The following is a 17971-nucleotide window of genomic DNA, read 5'->3' as shown; positions in this document are numbered from 1 at the left end:
CCGGGCCCGCCAATGGTCCGATCAATGATTGGATGATGCGGCACGGCGCGGGCGAGATGGATATGGACGGCGCCGTCGCCCTGGGCGGTCGCGTGGACGAGGTTCGGCTCGCCGAGCTTCTGGACCATCCCTATCTCAGTGCGGCCTACCCGAAGTCGCTGGACCGCTATGACTTCACCGCCGATATGGCCGACGGCCTGTCGCTCGCGGACGGTGCGGCGACGCTAACCGCGTTCACCGCGGGCACGGTGGCCCGCTCGCTCGACCTGCTTCCCGTGCGCCCGAAACAGTTGATCGTGTGCGGCGGGGGGCGGAAGAATCCCGCCATCATGGCGGCGTTGGCGCAGCGCGCCGGCGTGGAGGTGATCGCCGCCGAGGCGGTGGGGTGGCGGGGCGACGCCGTGGAGGCCGAATGTTTCGCCTATCTGGCTGTGCGCGCCTTGGCCGGACTGCCGATCAGCTTCCCTCTGACGACGGGCGTGCCGGGGCCGATGGAGGGGGGCGTTGTGGCGAAGCGTAGAGTGCCAGCCTGAATGGGAAGTGGCCGATGGTCGCCGATGTCGAGGGTATCGCGCGCGGAGTGGGTGGCATCGACGCCGTCGTTACCGAGCTGGAAGCGGAATTCGCGTCGCTTGAGGGCTGGTCCGGGCGTATTAGCCACCTCCTCTCGTTGGGCCGTTCGCTCCCAGGCATCGACCCTGCCGGCCGGCGGGAGGCGGATCGCGTCCACGGGTGTCAGTCGCAGGTCTGGCTCGTCATCGATGAGGGGCCGAACATCCTGCGGATGAGCGCGGACTCCGATGCGTTGATCATGCGGGGGTTATTGGCGATCGTCCTGCGGCTCTATTCGGAGCGGACGCCGGAGGAGATCCTTTCCCATCCCCCGGACGTGCTCGACCGGCTCGCTGTCGGCCGCAACCTGGCGCCAAGCCGCTCCAACGGTTTGCATCTGGTCGTGAAGCGTATCCGCTCCGCCGCCGCCGCGGCGGTGGAGAAATCGACCGTCCGCGGCATCGTCCAGGACGTGCGGATATGATCATCGTTCCGGACGAAGACAGCTTCTATCGGCGCCAGGTTGTCGTGCCGGAAATCGGCGACGCAGGGCAAGCCCGCCTGAGGGCCGCCCGCGTATTGGTCATCGGCGCGGGAGGTTTGGGTTCGCCGTTACTAATGTATCTGGCAGGTGCGGGGATCGGGACGCTCGGTATCGTCGATTTCGACTGTGTCGAACCCTCCAACCTGCACCGGCAGATCCTGCATGGGGTCGACCGGCTGGATATGCCGAAGACCCAGAGCGCCGTTCTTACTCTGCAAGGTCTGAACCCGTATGCTGAGTTGGTGCGGCATGACTTTCCCGTCAACGCCGAGAACGCCGACGATCTTGTCGCGGGTTACGACATAGTGGCGGACGGCAGCGATAATTTCGCGACTCGCGACGCTGTCCACGCGGCCTGCCGGCGCGCGGGGGTGAGTCTGGTGAGTGCGGCGGTACAACTGACGAACGGCATCCTGACAACCTTCAAATCGCACCTCGGGCAGCCCCATCCCTGCTTCAGGTGCCTTTATCCCGAAGCGCCGGAAGCCTCGGTGACGCCGACTTGCTCGGAAATCGGGGTTCTTGGGCCCGCCGTCGGGGCGATGGGGGCGATGCAAGCGACCGAAGTGATCAAGGAAGTCTTGGGCATCGAGCCCAGCCTGTCAGGCGTGCTGGCGATGTACGACGCCTGGTATTGCGAGATCGAGAAGGTTGTCCTGCCGCGCCGGTCGAATTGTCTTTGCTGCGATGCGCCTGCCGCTCAGCCACCCGTCACCGGCGGAAAGAAGCCCACTTCATCTGTCGGTTCGATCCGATGAAGTTTCTCAACATAACGCCGGTTGACCGTATAGCGCAGGCTGCCTTGCGCCCCGGCGATATCGGCCAGCGCTGGATGGCGGTTCGAGAGGTGGCGAATAAGGTCGTCCACCGTGGCGCATTCGCTTGGCAACTCGATGACCTCGGCGGCCACACCGGTCTTGGCCCGCAGCCAGGAGAAATACGACACCCGCATGTGAGCCTCCCTTTAAGGTAGCTTTTGCATACTGAAATGCATATTGCAATATCGGTTACGATAAAAGCCAGTTAACCTGGAAACATCGGAGAGTAGATGTCGGGATCTCTTGCGGGCGTGCGTGTGCTTGATCTTTCAAGATACATCGCCGGCCCCTTCTGTGGCCAATTGATGGGTGATCTTGGGGCGGATGTGGTCAAGGTCGAGCGCATCGATGGGGGTGAGGAGGGCCGCCGGGTCGGCGAAACGGTGGCTGGGGACAGCCTTTTCTTCCTGTCGGCCAATCGCAACAAGCGAGGGATGGCGCTCGATTTCCGCGATGAGGCTGGCCAGAAGCTGCTTGCCCGACTTGCCGCGAAAACGGACATCCTGATCGAGAACTTCCGGCCTGGAACGCTGGAGCGGATGGGTTTGGACTGGGAGACGCTCAGCACGATAAACCCTGGGCTGATTCTGGTGCGCATCACCGGATTCGGCCAGGACGGACCCTTGTCGCAGCATCCCTGTTTCGACGGCGCGGCCCAAGCCGCCAGCGGCGTCATGACCATGACCGGCGCCCACGATGGGCCGCCAACCATGTCGGGGGTATTCGTCTGCGACTATACAACGGCGCTCTACGCCACCATCGCCGCCCTTGCGGCGCTCAGGGCGCGTGAAGCGACGGGGCGGGGCCAGGTCGTCGAGGCGACGCTGATGGACAGCGGCCTCGCCCTGTTGACCACCGCCATTCCCGAATACCTGTTGAACGGTGCAGAGCCGCCCCGCCTGGGCAACCGTGACCGCTATCTGTCCCCGTCGCATTGTTTCCGTAGCCGCGACGGCGTTTGGATCTACGTGGTCGCGGGCAATGATGCGCATTTCCCGCGCTTTGCGGCCGCGATGGGCATGCCCGAACTGGTCGAGGATGCGAGGTTCGCCAACTTCGTGGCGCGCAACGCGAATGTGTCGACCTTGGAGAAGATCATCGACGACTGGGCGGTCGCATTCGACGGAGAGGCGATCCTCGCCAAGCTACACGCGGCGGAAGTGCCCTGTGAAAGGGTGGCGACCATCGCAGACGTCGTCAGCAATCCACAGGTGATCCATCGGCGCCAGATTGTCGACGTGCCCCACCCCGTGCTGGGACATGTGCCGTTCCAGGCCACGGCGCTACGCATGTCGGAGACGCCGCCGACAATCAGCCGCGGCGCACCCGGTCTGGGTGAGCACAGCGCCGACGTGCTCCGAGAGTGGCTGGGGCTGGATCAGGCGGAGATCGGTGGGCTGCAGGCCGATGGCGTCATCTGAGATGGCCCCCGGTGGATTCCTACAGTTTGGAGGGCATTGTCAGACTAACCGATTGGTAGGGCAAGGCGGCTAGAGGGCAGCTATGAACAGCGCCCCCCTTCCGCGGCAGTGTCTGACCAATTCATAGACGGCGGTTATAAAAGGATCGTCCAGCAGGCCGCCTCGCCAACGCCTTCCGATGTCGATTCTTGCTGTCCCAACCAAGCCGCGCAAAGACGTGTGCGTTCCGCGATCTTCGAGAATGGGCAGGGGGCGATCCAGGCGCAGCTCCCCACCAGCGTGTATCGCAGCCGCTTGCATCCCGTAGAGGCTTTAAGCTACCTGGAGCGAGGGGGGACTATGAAAAGAATCGCAGCGCTGTTCGCGTGCCTGTTGGCGACCGGCGGGGCCAAAGCCGCTCCCCTCCCAATCGCCGCCTATCTGTCTGAAGTCGCCATTCAAGATCCGATCGTTGCACCGGACGGCAGCGCGATCGCCTTCATGTCGCTGCACGACCGGCATCGAACCATTCGAGTGCTTCCCCGCGGCAATGGGCCTTCCATCGACACCTCCGCGGGCAGCGCCGACCTTGACGCCCTGGAGTGGATCGACTCCAGGCATCTCGGCCTTTTCACGCGCACATTTGTCGATGCGAGCGCCGTCTCGCCAAATCAGATCGGTCAGCAGCTCGTCAGTTTCAGGTTGAGCGATAGGAACACAGCACTTATTCTTGCGAGAACGCCAAATGTGGCGCCGCTTGTCGCCGGCGGAACGCTTCAATATGGCCGCCGTGACGGAAAGCCCAGCGTATTCCTGCGCGGACTGTCCGCTGGGCCATCCTTTTCTCTTTATTCCGCCGACGCCGACACCGGTCTTGGGACGTTGTTGGACAAGGGCTCCTTCGACGCCGAAGAATGGGCGGTCTCGTCGGACGGCAGGGTCCTCGCCGCCAAGCAGCTCGATCCGATGCAAAGAACATCGCGGCTGCTGGTTCATGATTGGGATGAGCGCAGGCTGGTGACGCTGCCCGAGGCGGACGAGCCATTCTCCTTGCAAGGCATGGGACTTCACAAAGATACGTTCGCTGTCATCCAGGATGGGCGCCTCTACGAGGTGACCGCGAGCGGCGCCGTGTCAAAGTCGTTGGCGCCCGAGGGCGCTCAGGTGACGGCGGTTATACACCGTAACGACACCGGACTCCTTGTCGCGGCGAAGGTCGCCGGTGCTGCAGAGCGTGTGGTGTTTTTCGATCCTGACCTGGCGAGGGCCTACGAGCAGGCGATCAAGCCGTTCCATGGAGCCATGACCAACTTCGTCGCCTCGGACGACGCCTATCGCGAACTCATCATCCGCACGGAGGGGCCGACGGATGCGGGATCTTACTACTGGGTCCACCTTTCGCTCGGCACGGCGGAACTGATCGGTCACGCCCGGCCGATGCTGGACGGTCAGCCGTTGGGAGTCGTCCGCCCCTTGAGCTTCAAGGCTCAGGATGGTCTTGAGATCACCGGGCGCGTGACCCTGCCGCCGGATGGCGCGCTCACGGCCTTGCCGGCTGTCGTCTTGGTGCATGACCTGGGCATTGCGGCGCCGTCGCCGGGCTTCGATGCCGAGGCTCAGGCGCTGGCCTCCCGCGGCTATGCTGTGATCGAAGTCAATTATCGGGGCACGATAGGCGCAGGCGCGGCCGCGCAGGCGGCCGGACGCGGCGAGCTTGGCTTTCGGATGCAGACCGACGTCTCGGACGCCGTCCATCATCTGGTGGAAGCCGGCCTTGTGGATACCAAGCGCGTCTGTATCGCCGGTAGTGGCTATGGAGGATACGCGGCCCTCAGCGGGGTCATCTTCCAACGTGGGTTCTACAGCTGCGCGATCGCGATCAATCCAGTCGCAGATTTTGGTCCGATGACCGTGTATCCTGACAGTAACCAACGGGGTGCGCGCTGGGATTCGACGCAGCTCTGGCGGCGAGCTCTGGGAGAGGAACGATTGGATCGTGACTCGCTCGCCGGTCTTTCCCCTATACGGCACGCCGCGGCGGCGAGCGCTCCGATCCTGATCATCTATGATGATCTCGATGACGATTTTCACAAAGACAACGCAGAGCGGATGGGTCAGGCGTTGCAGCGCGCCGGCAAACCGGTGGCGATCATCCGCCGCGACCTGAAGACGAACGCCCTAGGCTTGAGACAAGATAGATCAGATATCCTGTCCGATATGATTGAGTTCCTTGGCAGGTAGAGCTCTTCAGCGCTGTCACGTTAACCAGGTTCGGCCAAAGAAGCACAGCCTCGGCGCTTTCTTCATGCGACCGTGGCTGCAGAGCCGGCTTTCTGTACAGTGTGGAGTAGGGTGGGGAGCGGGATTTTCTAGTCGGATAGTGATAAGCCAGTATTTAGTCCCACTGTACGCCCCGTTTTCAGCAGGGCGCCTCCGACGGTCTGACCAGATCATAACCAATTATAATGGCTTGTCTTTTGAGGAACTCGCCCATCTGCGCTTCGATCTCGGGCTTAGGGGGCGTCTATTACGGCCGGTGCGCCCTTGATCTCGGGTTGAGACGTTCATGTGGCGGCGCTCGACTCCCGCCTCCTGGTCGCCCAACGTCATCAGCCGACTTGACGCACACTGTCGGGCGAGACATCCGGCCTGAGCGAGCAAACCAGCTTCTTGTTCACAAACTCCAGGATGCCGTCCTTGGAAAGCTCCTTGCCGTATCCGGACCGCTTGATATCGCCGAACGGCGCCCTGCGCGAGCCGTGACGGCGGGAAGCAGACGTCCTCGGTGATCAGCATCGTGCCCTGCGGCCGCTGCTTGCCCACCAGTCCAAGGAGACCCTCCCGCACGTGCCAGGCCAGCTCAACCGCCTCCTCCACGCTGGTGAAGGAGAGCGGACTGAGGAGTTTCAGCGGCGCGACGAGCTCGGCGACCTTGTCCTGGACGGCGGCGAGGACGCCTTCGTCCGAGGCTCCGAACTCGACCAGCAAGGCCGCGGCCTTCGGGTCGAGGCTCCGCCAATAGGCCGGCGTTCCCGGAAAGGCTTCGCCCGCCGCGGCGAGCGCCGGCGCCATCATCAGCTCGACGGCGGCCGCGCCGAGCTTCACCAGGTCGGGGACGAGGGCCACCGCCTCGTCGATCGAGGAGAGGGGGATCCAGGCGACTGAGGTGGCGGCGGGCGCCGGAACCGTTTCGAGCACCGCTTCGGCGATGAAACCGAGCGTGCCCTCCGACCCCACCATCAACCGGCGGAAAATCTCCAGGGGCGTCTCGCCGTCCAGCAGCGCAAGCAGGCGCAAGCCGTGGGTGTTGCGGATCGAATACTTCCGGCGCACGCGCTCCACTAGCTCCGGGTGCTCGAGCAGTTCACGACGCAGCTCGATCAAGCCTCGGGCGAGCTCGGGTTCGGCGACCGCGAAGGCGGTCTCCGCACCGGGTGCTGCAGTGTTGATGATCGTCCCGGACGGCAGCACGATCGTCATTTCCACAACGGTGCTGTAGGCGTCCTTGTCCAGGGTGCAGCGCATGCCGCCTGCGTTGTTGGCGATCACCCCGCCTAGGGTGCAGGCATGCCCGCTCGCTGGGTCCGGCCCGATCTTGCGTCGGTAGCGGTGGAGCATGGCGTTGGCGTGGGCCAGGATCAGCCCCGGTTTCGCCCGAAGCCGCGCGCCGTTGTCCTCGACCGAGCCGCCGTTCCAATGGCGACGCACATCGATCAGGATGTCGTCCGACTGCGACTGGCCGTTCAGGCTCGTGCCCGCCGCCCGGAAGGTGGCGTGCCGGCCTTCCTGTCGGCAGTAGGTCATGATCTTCGCGATCTCTTCCACGGTGCGCGGCATCACCACGACCTGGGGGATGTAGCGATACGGACTGGCGTCCGACGCGTAGCGAACCAGGTCGATCAGGCGGTGGAGCACACGGTCCTCGCCTAAGAGCGCGACCAGGTTCGCCTTTAGCTTTGCCGGGGTCCCATCGATCAGCTCGGCAGGAACTGCGTCGGCCATGGCCTCCCCCTCCGGCCGGCCGATGGCGGCGGGGTTGGGTGCAAGCAGCTTGCTCATTGACGCCCTCGCAGAAGGTCCTGGCCGTTGGCGATGGGCATCGGGCGCTTCCTCATGGACTGCGAGCGGCGAAGTCACGGCGGGGGCGGTTCGAGGCCGCTCCCGTCCGGATCAAGCGGCGTAATCTTCCAGGATCTTGAGGTCGGTGACGGTGTAGGACATTCCGAAGCGGAAGCCCCGGCCCGAGCGGATCGGCGCGAGGGCGTGCAACTCCTCGCCCTTGACCTCCGGGAGGCTCACCTCCGCCTCGCCCGCCCACAAATCGACGATGTGCAGGTTGTCGGTCAGGGAGAGGGTCAGCTGGTCCACTGCGGGCTTGTCGTAAGCCTTGCCGTCCAGGCGGGGGAAGTAACGCCGCATAACGGTGGGTCGGTTGAAGACGGTGGAGGGGTCGGAGATGGCCTCGCGCAAAGTGACCTTGGTATAGGCCAGACGTTCGCCGTGGGCCGACAGGCTAGCCCCGAACTTCGAGCCGGCCGCCACCGGCGCAGCCGCCGCGCTCGGCGCGGCGAAGCTGCGCGTCTGGAAGGTGGACCCGAGCTTCTTCGGGAAGCCCTGGATCATGCCGCGCATCATGGCCGCGTCGTTGTCGACGTAGATATAGGGGCAGTAGGCGATCGGGGTGTCGCGCCAGTGCGCGTCGATCAGGAGGAAGGTCTCCCTATACTGGTAGCGCGCGGGGTCGAGCATCTCGTCGTCGGACCCGGTGAACTGCCAGTCGAGGTACATGATCACAGCCCGCGCATCGCCGTCGCCGTCGACCGTCACGTTCGGGGGCAGCGTCGCCTCCGCGGCGGCCCGGTTCACCCAGAACTCGGCGGCGAGGACGTCGCTCGAATAGTGCCAGGGCGGTGAAGTGGCGTGATTGGCCTGCCCAAGAGGGCTGAGCGGCATGGAATAACCCTTGAGCACGAGACGCTCCTGTTCATCTGCACCAGACATCGGCGAGGTTGGGCAGAAGCTAGCGAAGGCCGCGCGGCTTTGATTGTAGGCGTGTTTGCCGCCTTGGCGATCCTTGCGCATTCGCCTTTCGCCCTGAGTGACACTGACAACTTAAGTCGGTTTGGGCGCACGGGGCTTGGGTGGCGTCCTCTGCATATGCTAGTATAACGGTATCGTTCATCCGGATTGACGGCATGGCCAAGCGAAAAATTTCGGAAAGTGTGGCGGCCCCTGGCGTCGATCCCGACGCTGTCGGTTACTGTAACTGCTTGTCCCTGCGCAAAGCGGTTCGGCGTGTGTCGCAGCTCTATGACGCCGCGCTGGCGCCGTGTGGTCTCAAGTCGACCCAAAGGTCCATTCTCGTGCATATCGCACGCGTGGGGGCGCCGACATCCGGCCAACTGGCGTCCATGCTGGTGATGGATCGCGGCGCGCTCGCTCACAATCTCAAACCCCTGGAGCGGGACAAGTTCATCTCGGTTCTCGTGGACACGGAGGATCGGCGCAGCCGTCGTATTATCCTGACGGATAGGGGGAAGGCCAAGTTGGAGGAGTCGAACGAACTGTGGGCGCTCGCTCAAGCGGGGTTTGAAACGGCGTTCGGACCGGAGCAGTCCGCCGCATTGCGAAACTCGCTCCACCACATTGTCGGCGACGCCTTCGCGGAAATCTTCAACCAGTCCATGCCCAGCCAAAAATCGAGCCCCGCCGCAGCTTGATCGGGCTCTGATAGAGGTTCGTGGCGCTCAACGGACGCCGTCCGCAGTCCAAAGTCTTTAGCCCGCTCGACGCCTGAGGCTTTCGACGCGGTCTAAGGAGCGTTGTTTGCGAGCATCGCGGATGCGCCAGCATCCGCTTTCCGACGCTGCGTGCGGTCGCAGTCTCTCACACAAGGTAGGGTCGGCGGCCGGCCGCTCAATGGTGCGCCGGGCGCGCCCAAGCGCGACCCCCGCTGCCCCTCTGATACGGGTCGATTCCGCGGCGCCCCTTTAACTCCGTTCGGCCAGCATTACATTATTTGCATATGCTGATAATCAGCGAATGGAGATATCGATGAAATACGCAGTTTTGGCCCTGGCGCTCTTGATATCCGGAGCGGCCGCTTCGGCTCAGGCGCAGCCTGCTACGACTCCGGTGAGAACTGTCACGGTTTCGGCCCCGGCCCCTGGGGCGCTTGCATCATCCCCCAGAGCAGAACATGGCCGCCAGATTTTACTGCCGACGGTGGATCAAGAGGTCGCGCTGCTCTGCCCGCGCGAGAATTGCGACACCCCATCGCTCTATCGATGGGTCCGATCGCAGGCCAAGCCTGTCACCCAGCTTTCCGCGACGCCGGCTCGAGGGACGTTGGCCCGCACGGGTATGTAGGTGGGCGCCGATCCAGGTCGTTGGAGGTGCAACTGGATGAATAAGCTTGTTTCTGTCGCCCTCGGACAACCAGCGGTCGGGTTTCAAAATCTCGACTTCAGGGCGTTAAGGGGGTGGCTTACGGGGCCGTCGCCTGGGCGACGAGGGCATTGTACTTTTCGTCCAGCGCCCTCGCGGCGGCGAGCAGGGGCGGATTGTCGGCGATCACCATCAGGGAGGAGGGGCGCAGATAGGTGACGGTGGCGCCCTGGCCGTTTTCGGCCTCGGTCACCAAAAGCTCGACCGGGGCGAACAGGCCGGCGGTGATGTCGTGCCGGATCATGGTGACGGCGATCAGCGGATTGCCCAAGATCCAGCGGACGGTGCGTCGGGTGATCCCGAACTTGGGCAGCCAACCGCCGTGATCGAGTTCGGCGAAGAGCATGAAGCCGCTCTCGCCCACGAACCGCTCTTCCACTTCACGAATATACTCGGCCTCGGTGATCGGCGTCTTGGCCAAGGCCACGACCTCCTGCACGGTGGCGCGGCCCATCTGGGCGCGAAGGCGCGTCAGCACCTCGTCGAAGCCGACTGATGTGGTGACCTCGGTGCGGACGCCGTTGAAGGGCTTGTTCTCAATCTGGCTCGTCATGGTCTTATCCTCAGGGTTTTGCTGAACATCGATGAGCGGTCGGCCGGTGCGAAGGCGCTCGGCTTCGGTAAGTCCCATCGCGATAGGGTCTAAACGCTCGATGGCGAAGGCGGGGCGACGAGATCGCCCCGCCCTTGCGTTTTGGACCGATCGTGAACCGCTTATTTCGCGGCGGCCTCGATCGCGTTGGCCAGGCCGTCCGGGTCGGTGAGGAACGGCGTGTGGCCGGTCTGCAGAGTGTACTCGCTGCGCACCGGGGTGCTGCGACCATCTGGGCCTGGAACGACGGGCTGATCACCTGGTCGATGGCGGTGTGCACATAGACCTTGTCCACGCGGCCGAAGCGGGCGGCGGTCACGTGCACGGGGGTGGCCAGCGGGGCCAGGGGCTCATCGAGGATCAGATCCGGGATCGCCTTGCGCAGGCCTTCGGGGCCGCCGTTGGCGAACAGCTCGGCGCGGGCCGAATATTCGATGGAGGCGATACCCTGCTCCTTCTTGATCTGCAGGTGGGGGCCGATCTTGGCGTCGGCGTCCTTGTTGGCCATCGACACCAGGGAGTCGCCGTCGTGGGGCAGATAGGCGGCGACGAACACCAGGGTCTTGACCTTGGAGGGGGCCTTTTCGGCGGCGTCGGCGATGACGATGCCGCCGAAGCTGTGGCCGACCACGACGGCGGGGCGATGGAACTTGCCCAGCGCCGCGACCACGGTGTCGCCATAGAGCTTGAGGCTGACCCTGTCGGGCGCGGCCGGGGCGCCGGGACGGCCCGGGAGATCGACGGCCAGGACCTTATAGCCGTCGGCCTGCAGCTTGGCGGTGACGTGACCCCAAACCGAGGCGTTTTCAAAGGCGCCGTGGACCAGGACGATGGGCGGCTTTTCTGCAGCCATGGCGGTGGCGCCAAAGGCTAGGGCGGAAGTGGCGAGAGCGGCGATGAAAAGCTTCATTTTCGTGGTTCCTTTGGGTCATTAGGAGCATCAATCCCGATGCCGTGAGTTGAAATTAGGCTTTTGGGAGCATCTTCGGCTATGCCACGGCCTCCGGATTTTATGATGGATCGTCCGGATCGTCCTTTTGGGTTGGGCGCGCCGGGCCGCGAGCTACCCGCGGCCGATGGCGATCAGTTGCGCACCCAGGAAGGTCTGATGCGGCTGACGAGCTCGGGGGTCTTGAAAGCGGAGCATCGGCCAGGGGGCGTTCCGCGTCGCCTTGAACGTCGTGTAGGTCCGCTGCGGTCTCGCCAGGCGGCCGCTCTAATTCAGGTGGGGGTTTGTTGACCCCTGGCCTCGCTGGGAGCGTAGCCGAAGTGGGCCTTGAAGGCGCGACTGAAGGCGGCGTCCGATGCATAGCCGCTGCGGTGGGCGGCCTCCGTCACTTTCAGCCCGCCGCTGCGCAGCAGGTCGGCGGCTATGGTCAGGCGCCATCGCGAGAGATAGCGCAGGGGCGGCTCGCCAACGGCTGCAGTGAAGCGTTCGGCGAATATGGACCGTGACATTCGAGCGATGTCCGCCAGCGACTGCACCGTCCATCGCCGGAAGGGATCGGCGTGCATCGCGCTCAAGACGCGGCCGATCCGTTCCTCACCCAACCCGCCGAGCCACCCCATCCGGGTCGCCTGACTGGCCGCCCAGCTACGGAGCGTGCGGATGACCAACAGGTCGATCAAGCGCGAGATCATTAGGGACGAGCCCGGGTTCGGCTGCTGCGCCTCATCGACCAGGAAATGGGATATCGCCGCCAGCCAGGCCGGTGCGCCGGCGTCGCCCCGAGGAATGTGGATCAAGGGCGGCAGGGCGGCCATCACTGCCGGAAGCGGGCTGCCCTCGAAGCTGAAAAAGCCGCTGACCAACTGGCTGGCCGGTCCGCCGCCGCCATGGCGAAGCACGAGGCTGTCACGATCGAAGTGGTCTGACGCGACCACGTCGATATTTTCGACCGGCGAGCCCAAGGCGTCGGCGATCGTATGGCCCTTGCCGAGCGGCAGTAGAACCAAGTCGCCCGCCTCGATCCGTGTGGCTGCCTGGCCTGTGGGCGTCACCCAGGCCCCGCCGGCCTCGACGAAGTGGAAGTGGGCGGGCCCGGACTGGAACCGAAGGCCCCAGGGCTCGCCCAACCGGGCCGTATAGACCAGCTCGCCGCGGAGCCGGATCAGGGTCAGCACCTCCGACAGCACGTCGTTGCGCGCCGCCGACATCCCAAAATCCTGAGTCATTCCGGACGATCCATCATGCAATCCGGAGGCCGTGGCATAGCCCGCCCCACCTCGGGTGGACTAGTTTTTGTCTCACGGCATCCAACCAGATGCGGGTCATACAGCAAGGAAACACTGAAATGAACACCATCAATTCACAGACGATCGCCTCTGTCCTCGGTGTGGGCGAAAGTGGCGTGGCTGCAGAAAAGCCGACCGTTGTCCTGGTCCACGGCGCCTTCTCCAACGGCCAGGTCTGGGGCTACGTCGCCGGCAAGCTGCAGGCCGCCGGCCACCCGGTCGTGACCGTCGACCTGCCGGGTCGTGCAGGCGCGCCGATGGCGCCGGACCAGGTCAGCCTGGAGCTTTATCGCGACACCGTGGTCCAGGCGCTGAACGGCGTTTCCGGCCCGGCGATCCTGGTCGGCCACAGCTTCGGCGGCATTGTCATCGCCGCCGCCGCCGAACAGGCGCCGGAGAAGATCAAGACCCTGGTGTTTGTGGCCGCCTACCTGCCCCACGACGGCGACTCCCTGGTGTCGATGGCCCAGCAGGACCCCGACGCCAAGATCGGCCCCCACTTGCAGATCAACAAGGAGCAGGGCGTCGCCGTTGTCGAGTACTCGGCCCGCGCCGAGCTGTTCGCCAACGATGGCCCCGCTCCTTTGAAGGCCAAGTTGCCGGACCTGATCTTGGATGAGCCGCTGGTCCCCCTGGTGAGCGCCGTGCATGTCACCGACGCCAGGTTCGGTCAGGTCGACAAGGTCTATGTCCACACCAGCCTGGATCAGGTGATCAGCCCGGCGTTCCAGGCCAAGATGGTGGCCAGCACCCCGGTGCGCAGCGAGTACACCCTGCAAACGGGGCACCTGCCGTTCCTCACCGACGTCGAGGGTCTGGCCAACGCGATCCGGGCCGCCGCGATCTAATCGCTGGTCATCACGCTGAGCCTAAAGGCAATGGTAGGGTGATCGTGCTGATCGCCCTACCGGCGTCAATCTCAAGAACCAACCCTCAGGAGGGGGGCTCGCCGCGCCGGGCATTGGGCAAGTTAACTTGTGGCGACTGGCCCGCCCGCGGCCTCGCGTCACTTTCGCAGGGCGATGCATCCCAGAAGCGGGGCGCCGTCGCCTGCGAGGAACGTGGCGTCCAGGCGGTGAAGAATGGGGAACAGCCCTCTACGCAACTTGGCCATTCCATTCGGAGAAATTTGGTGATGTTGCGCCAAGAAACTGTCCAGATATTGCATCAGGGAGCAGCGGCCCTGCGTGTTCAGCTGTTCTGCATGAGCAAGATCGGCGAAGTGACTATTGCTGTAAAATGTTGAATGCGTGAATCCGGCGGCGTCGGCGGCGTCAATGATCTGATTTACCAAAAAACTATGCTTATCTTCGCCGATTTTCTCGGCCGCGGAATCGGCTAGGAAGTAGATCGAATCTCTGCACCTCTCCAGCTTCGCGACATCCATGACGGATAGACGTAATGAGCGGGGCCAGAGTTCGGAAAGCGCCACATCGATGGCCATGGCCATCATTAGATTGCCTTCCCGGCATGGCTCCTGCGCGACGAGCACGCCGCCGGGGCGAAGAGCAGCTGCCGCCTCAACGAGGAAGGTTCTCCAATCCGCAATGTGATGCATCGCAGAAGCGATCACGATGACGTCGAAGCACGCCTTCGGGAGCCGCCCGATGTCCTCCCCCGTAAGCGTGGCGTACTGGGTCCGGGCCGCATCCAGGCCCGCAATCTGAAGCTTGCGCTGGATCAGATGCAGGAAGGTGGGGGAGGGATCGGTGAGCAGCGAGGCCACTCCGGGGGCTAAGCCCACCAGCCCGAGCGAACAGGTCCCCCCGCCAGCCCCGATCTCAAGAAGCGTTTCGATCGGTCTGCCGGCATGGTTCAGCGCGAGCCGCCAAGCTCCGCGGCCCCCTTGCAGCAGATCAGTACGGAGGGCTCCGCCGATGTGGAGATCGTACGTTTCCTCCCCACCGTCGAACCGCTGTGGTGGGGAGATAAGCCGAACACCGTCCTCCATCCCGAATGCGGAGAGGTCGATCAGATCCTGAGCGCTCATGTCCGCAGGATAGTCGAAGGCCGTTTCGTCACCCAGCCTTTCGGCGGACCGGGCCGGTCTCGCACCGCCCCGGTGGTCCGCAACCAGGTGGTCGACAAGGTCAGCCATACTGGGATCGCTCGCAGCGAGGTGAATGAGCGGCTCGATCGCATGCTGGGGCACGTCACGCCAGCAGGGAGGCCGACGGCGTGTGATCGGCTTTAGCCGACGTGGAAAGGTGAACTCCACGCCTGTACAGCGCTGGATGTTCGTCAGATCCAGGTCGTAGGCGTCCGCAAGACGGCGTGCGCGTTCTGGCTCAAGATAGCCCGCCTCGGGCTGGGCGGGCGTAGGGCTGGAGGGAAGAAGTTCCGCCAACCGAACCACCGCTGGGGCGTAGCCGTCCCACGCCTCCTGACCGATGGAGCGTCGCGCGGCGCGGATCATTTCGAGCGCGATCCATCCTGGCGATGCGTTGCTCTGGCGACTACCAAAACGCCCGCGCCATTCGGCTGGAACGCCGAGTGCGTGAAGCGCGTCGCTCAATATATCGCCGCCTTCCAACGATCGAGTGTCCAACGCACGTACTCGCAAGTTGCTCCAGCCAAACGCGGCAGCCCACGTTTCGAGCATTGGCCAAGCGGAGACCCGGGGGGTCATGGCATCCGCATAGACGTCGAAATCGCGCGTCTCGCTCCCGGTCTTTACGGCCTCGGCGTAGAGCGAGGGTAGCCATTGGGTGTAATCGCGCAGGTAAACCAGCACCCGCACCTCCAGACCCGCCAGCGCCTCAGCCACGGCCCACGTATAGGCGTCGTCCCAGGCGGACATGAATTCGTTGGATACGAGCACCGTCTCTTGGGTTTTCCGAACGTGCGCGGCCAGGCAAGGAGCGGTTGCGAACCCTTCGATCCGTGGATCGCTGTGGGCCAAATGGCCGAAATTCACGTAGTGGACACCTGCCTCACGCAACTCGAGGTGGCCATCGGTGAAAGCATTCTGCAAGGTCGTCGAACCTGCCTTGTTCCGACCGATATGCAGGTAGATCAAGCGAAGTCCTCCGCGCGCTGGCGCTTGCGAGTCGCCTCGCGAAGCTGTCCGTCGACGTGATAGCATTCTGGGGCGAGCCTGAGGCGTTGTCGCGAAAATCCGATGGATTGGCTTTCCACCCCGATTTAACCAATTGCCTCGATTATCTCGTGCATTGGCGGATCGGCGCATTCCGTAACACAGGAAACGGGAGTCGCGTACTTCCCCTCCTATGAGGTGGTGACTTCGCCCACTGCGCGTGGCGCCTACTTCCGCGACGATCTCAGATCGGTGACGCAGACGGGGGTCGACCACGTCATGCATCTGTTCTTCCACCACATAGCCGCAGAGGGCGCCGCGACCCCAACGCCACCTGCTCGCGGCTGGAGGAGTAGCGCAATCGGGTTTGCAATATGGCGATTGAGACCATGTCTGAGGAGGCCAGGCTCGATGCTTCCTGAGGCGGGAAGTCGCCCAGCGCGATTGTCTAAGTTGATGGGGGGTTCTAGTTTATGTCTCAAGCCGCCGTCGAGGTCGTTCGCTTGCTTTCCACACCCGCCGTTTCCGACTTCGCCCCCCCCAGCGCCCACACGGTGCGTCGCAGAAGCGCGGCCTTTGCTTCCGCCGTGGGGCAGCCGGATTGGCCCCCCCGATTGGCCGATCCCTTTCCAGGCTTCAAAGGCGTCCCCGAAATTGCCGGGATGGATTTGACCGCGGGCAAACTTGGCGGCGCGATTCTGCACCATGGTTGCCTGCTGGTCAGGGGATTGGTGGACGTCCGTGGCGTCGAACGGCTGACCGATGCTTTGGTGCGCGCCTTCCAGGCTGCAGCCGCTTTCCGCGCGGGTGCGCCTGTGGCTGGCGAGGAACCATGGTTCACGCCTTTTCCACTGGCTTCGGACGGGGATTTGACCGCTTCCGGCAGAAGCTTTGTGATCGATGGCGGCGGAGTCTGGACCGCGGATTCTCCCCTGAGCTTGGAGGCGCTGATTGATGAACTGCGCCGCGCCGGCGTGGTTGAGGCGGTGGAGGGCTACCTCGGCGAGCGGGTCTATCTTTCAGTGGGAAAATCCACCTTGCGCCGGGTCCCAGCGAGCACGGGTACAGGGTGGCACCAGGACGGCGCCTTCCTGGGCTCAGATATCCGAACGGTGAACTGTTGGCTGTCACTCTCGGACTGCGGCGTGGACGCGCCGGGCCTCGACCTGTTCCCTCGCCGGGCGTCGGGTCTCTATGAGACGGGCACCAAGGGTTCATACTTCACGTGGGGCGTCGGCGACGGTTTCGTCGCGGAACTGGAACAGGAAGCTAAGGTAGTCAGTCCAGTGTTCGCTCCCGGCGACGCGTTGCTGTTCGATCAATTGTTCCTACACCGTACCGGAGTCCGGCCGGGAATGACGCGTGATCGACTGGCGATCGAGTCCTGGCTGTTCGCCGGTTCGACCTTCCCGATGAAGCAGATTCCGCTGGCCTTATAAGCCGTTTTTATTTTACGGCCGGTTCGGCCAAGCTCCGTGTGCGTCCAACTTCGGCGAGTTCGGCTTCAAGGGAAGAAATCCGCTCCGCGCGTTCGATCAGGATCTGTCGCGCGCGGACCAGGGCGTCGGTGCGGCGGGTCAGCCGCGCGTGGCTCTGGGCCACCTCGACGCGGGCTCGCATATGGGCCTCCTCCAGCGCCTCCACGGTCTGCAGCAGGGATGCGGGTTGGGTGAAGCTGGCGATCACTGCATCGAGCTCCGGTGTGGCCCGCTCGGCGGGCACCAGGATCCCGAGTCCGTTGAAGAACGGCAGCACGTGGAACTTCAACGGGGTTGCGATTTCGCTCACGAAGTCTTCGACGCCGGTGAGCACGCCGTTCTTTCGACCGCCTTCGACCGACGCGTTGGCGAGCATACTGTTCATGCCGCCCTCGATCAGTTCAGAACTACCCGGCTCCAGGCCCCGGTAGGCATAGGCGTGGCGTTGGTCGGCGCCAAGACTTTCGGGATCGTAGTACATGTCGCGACGAGCATAGGGCCACGCGACATCGTGCATTAATACCAGTGGCGGCGGCGCGGCCGCCTTCGCCGCATGAGCAAAAAGCAGGTGCAGCTCGCTATGCACGGTATGCCAGTTGTGATCCCCGTCCAGCAGCACGACGTCCGCCGGCGGGGCCATGGGGATCGCGTCCAGGCTCTTGTGCGGGAGATACACATACTCTTCGCCGTAAGCAGCCAGGACCTCTGTGAGTTCCGGTCTTGGGGCGGGGTCGACCACGTGGAGGCGGCTCCCAGTCTGCCGACAATAGGCGAGCAGATGGCGGGTGTTCCATCCAAAGTCGGCTCCCACCTCCATGATCCTCCGGGGAGCGGTCGTCTCGAGGATGGGACTGATGAAACGGGTCCA

Annotated in this window: 17 protein-coding genes; 9 read left to right on the top strand and 8 right to left on the bottom strand. The window is 64.0% G+C overall.

The window, feature by feature from the left end:
• The 3 genes from GSQ87_RS09480 to GSQ87_RS09470 form a co-directional block, all read left to right on the top strand.
• A partial coding sequence (locus tag GSQ87_RS09480; protein ID WP_174241420.1) for an anhydro-N-acetylmuramic acid kinase occupies window positions 1–533 on the top strand: 533 nt, incomplete at its 5' end.
• A gap of 14 nt (window positions 534–547) precedes the next feature.
• Window positions 548–1036, top strand: a complete 489-nt coding sequence (locus GSQ87_RS09475) for a SufE family protein (protein WP_158915224.1) — start codon at window positions 548–550, stop codon at window positions 1034–1036.
• Window positions 1033–1854: a HesA/MoeB/ThiF family protein gene (locus GSQ87_RS09470; protein WP_158915223.1), complete on the top strand. Its 822-nt coding sequence runs from the start codon at window positions 1033–1035 to the stop codon at window positions 1852–1854. The genes GSQ87_RS09475 and GSQ87_RS09470 overlap by 4 nt, the downstream gene beginning before the upstream one ends.
• Here GSQ87_RS09470 and moaD read toward each other — a convergent pair.
• Window positions 1797–2048: a molybdopterin converting factor subunit 1 gene (moaD, locus tag GSQ87_RS09465; RefSeq protein ID WP_158915222.1), complete on the bottom strand. Its 252-nt coding sequence runs from the start codon at window positions 2046–2048 to the stop codon at window positions 1797–1799. The genes GSQ87_RS09470 and moaD overlap by 58 nt on opposite strands.
• Before the next feature lie 117 nt (window positions 2049–2165).
• On the opposite strand from moaD, the gene GSQ87_RS09460 reads away from it, so the two are divergent.
• Window positions 2166–3335 carry a CaiB/BaiF CoA-transferase family protein gene (locus GSQ87_RS09460; RefSeq protein WP_158915221.1) on the top strand — a complete coding sequence of 390 codons (1170 nt, stop codon included), beginning with the start codon at window positions 2166–2168 and terminating at the stop codon, window positions 3333–3335.
• Between the two features lie 339 nt (window positions 3336–3674).
• The gene (locus GSQ87_RS09455; protein ID WP_158915220.1) at window positions 3675–5555 is read left to right on the top strand and encodes a S9 family peptidase; all 1881 of its coding nucleotides are present in this window, start codon (window positions 3675–3677) and stop codon (window positions 5553–5555) included.
• Window positions 5556–5774: 219 nt separating this feature from the next.
• Here GSQ87_RS09455 and GSQ87_RS09450 read toward each other — a convergent pair whose 3' ends face one another.
• Both GSQ87_RS09450 and GSQ87_RS09445 read right to left on the bottom strand, forming a co-directional pair.
• A complete protein-coding gene (locus tag GSQ87_RS09450; RefSeq protein WP_158915219.1) occupies window positions 5775–7316 on the bottom strand; it encodes an FAD-binding oxidoreductase in 1542 nt (513 codons plus the stop codon).
• 168 nt (window positions 7317–7484) lie between these two features.
• Window positions 7485–8396 (bottom strand): acetoacetate decarboxylase family protein, encoded by a 912-nt coding sequence (locus GSQ87_RS09445; RefSeq protein WP_216839182.1) that lies wholly within the window; start codon window positions 8394–8396, stop codon window positions 7485–7487.
• A gap of 113 nt (window positions 8397–8509) precedes the next feature.
• Here GSQ87_RS09445 and GSQ87_RS09440 point away from each other — a divergent pair, with 113 nt between their 5' ends.
• Window positions 8510–9034 carry a MarR family winged helix-turn-helix transcriptional regulator gene (locus GSQ87_RS09440; protein WP_158915217.1) on the top strand — a complete coding sequence of 175 codons (525 nt, stop codon included), beginning with the start codon at window positions 8510–8512 and terminating at the stop codon, window positions 9032–9034.
• A 767-nt stretch (window positions 9035–9801) separates the two neighbouring features.
• Here GSQ87_RS09440 and GSQ87_RS09435 read toward each other — a convergent pair.
• The 3 genes from GSQ87_RS09435 to GSQ87_RS09425 all read right to left on the bottom strand — a co-directional run bounded on the left by GSQ87_RS09435 (window position 9802) and on the right by GSQ87_RS09425 (window position 12528).
• Complete coding sequence (locus GSQ87_RS09435; RefSeq protein ID WP_174241419.1) at window positions 9802–10314, bottom strand: DUF302 domain-containing protein; 513 nt, start codon at window positions 10312–10314, stop codon at window positions 9802–9804.
• A 10-nt stretch (window positions 10315–10324) separates the two neighbouring features.
• A complete protein-coding gene (locus tag GSQ87_RS09430; protein ID WP_216839180.1) occupies window positions 10325–11263 on the bottom strand; it encodes an alpha/beta hydrolase in 939 nt (312 codons plus the stop codon).
• Between the two features lie 311 nt (window positions 11264–11574).
• Entirely contained in the window at window positions 11575–12528 is a 954-nt protein-coding gene (locus GSQ87_RS09425) for an AraC family transcriptional regulator (RefSeq protein ID WP_216839178.1), read from the bottom strand.
• A 119-nt stretch (window positions 12529–12647) separates the two neighbouring features.
• On the opposite strand from GSQ87_RS09425, the gene GSQ87_RS09420 reads away from it, so the two are divergent.
• Window positions 12648–13436, top strand: coding sequence for an alpha/beta fold hydrolase (locus tag GSQ87_RS09420; protein ID WP_158915216.1), 789 nt, complete (start codon window positions 12648–12650; stop codon window positions 13434–13436).
• Window positions 13437–13594: 158 nt separating this feature from the next.
• Here GSQ87_RS09420 and GSQ87_RS09415 read toward each other — a convergent pair whose 3' ends face one another.
• Window positions 13595–15607: a class I SAM-dependent methyltransferase gene (locus tag GSQ87_RS09415; protein WP_158915215.1), complete on the bottom strand. Its 2013-nt coding sequence runs from the start codon at window positions 15605–15607 to the stop codon at window positions 13595–13597.
• Window positions 15608–15739: 132 nt separating this feature from the next.
• On the opposite strand from GSQ87_RS09415, the gene GSQ87_RS09410 reads away from it, so the two are divergent.
• On the top strand, window positions 15740–16297 hold the full coding sequence (locus GSQ87_RS09410) for a GSCFA domain-containing protein (protein WP_158917510.1): 558 nt from the start codon (window positions 15740–15742) through the stop codon (window positions 16295–16297).
• Window positions 16240–17064, top strand: a complete 825-nt coding sequence (locus tag GSQ87_RS09405) for a phytanoyl-CoA dioxygenase family protein (RefSeq protein WP_158915214.1) — start codon at window positions 16240–16242, stop codon at window positions 17062–17064. The genes GSQ87_RS09410 and GSQ87_RS09405 overlap by 58 nt, the downstream gene beginning before the upstream one ends.
• A 7-nt stretch (window positions 17065–17071) precedes the next feature.
• Here GSQ87_RS09405 and GSQ87_RS09400 read toward each other — a convergent pair whose 3' ends face one another.
• On the bottom strand, window positions 17072–17920 hold the full coding sequence (locus tag GSQ87_RS09400) for a class I SAM-dependent methyltransferase (RefSeq protein ID WP_216839176.1): 849 nt from the start codon (window positions 17918–17920) through the stop codon (window positions 17072–17074).
• Window positions 17921–17971 lie beyond the last annotated feature (51 nt).

Origin of the sequence: Caulobacter sp. S45, from assembly GCF_009765965.1 — a bacterium.
Classification (GTDB): Bacteria; Pseudomonadota; Alphaproteobacteria; order Caulobacterales; family Caulobacteraceae; genus CAHJWH01.
The sequence above is the reverse complement of the archived record's forward strand: the minus strand, read 5'-3'. Positions and strand labels throughout refer to the sequence as shown.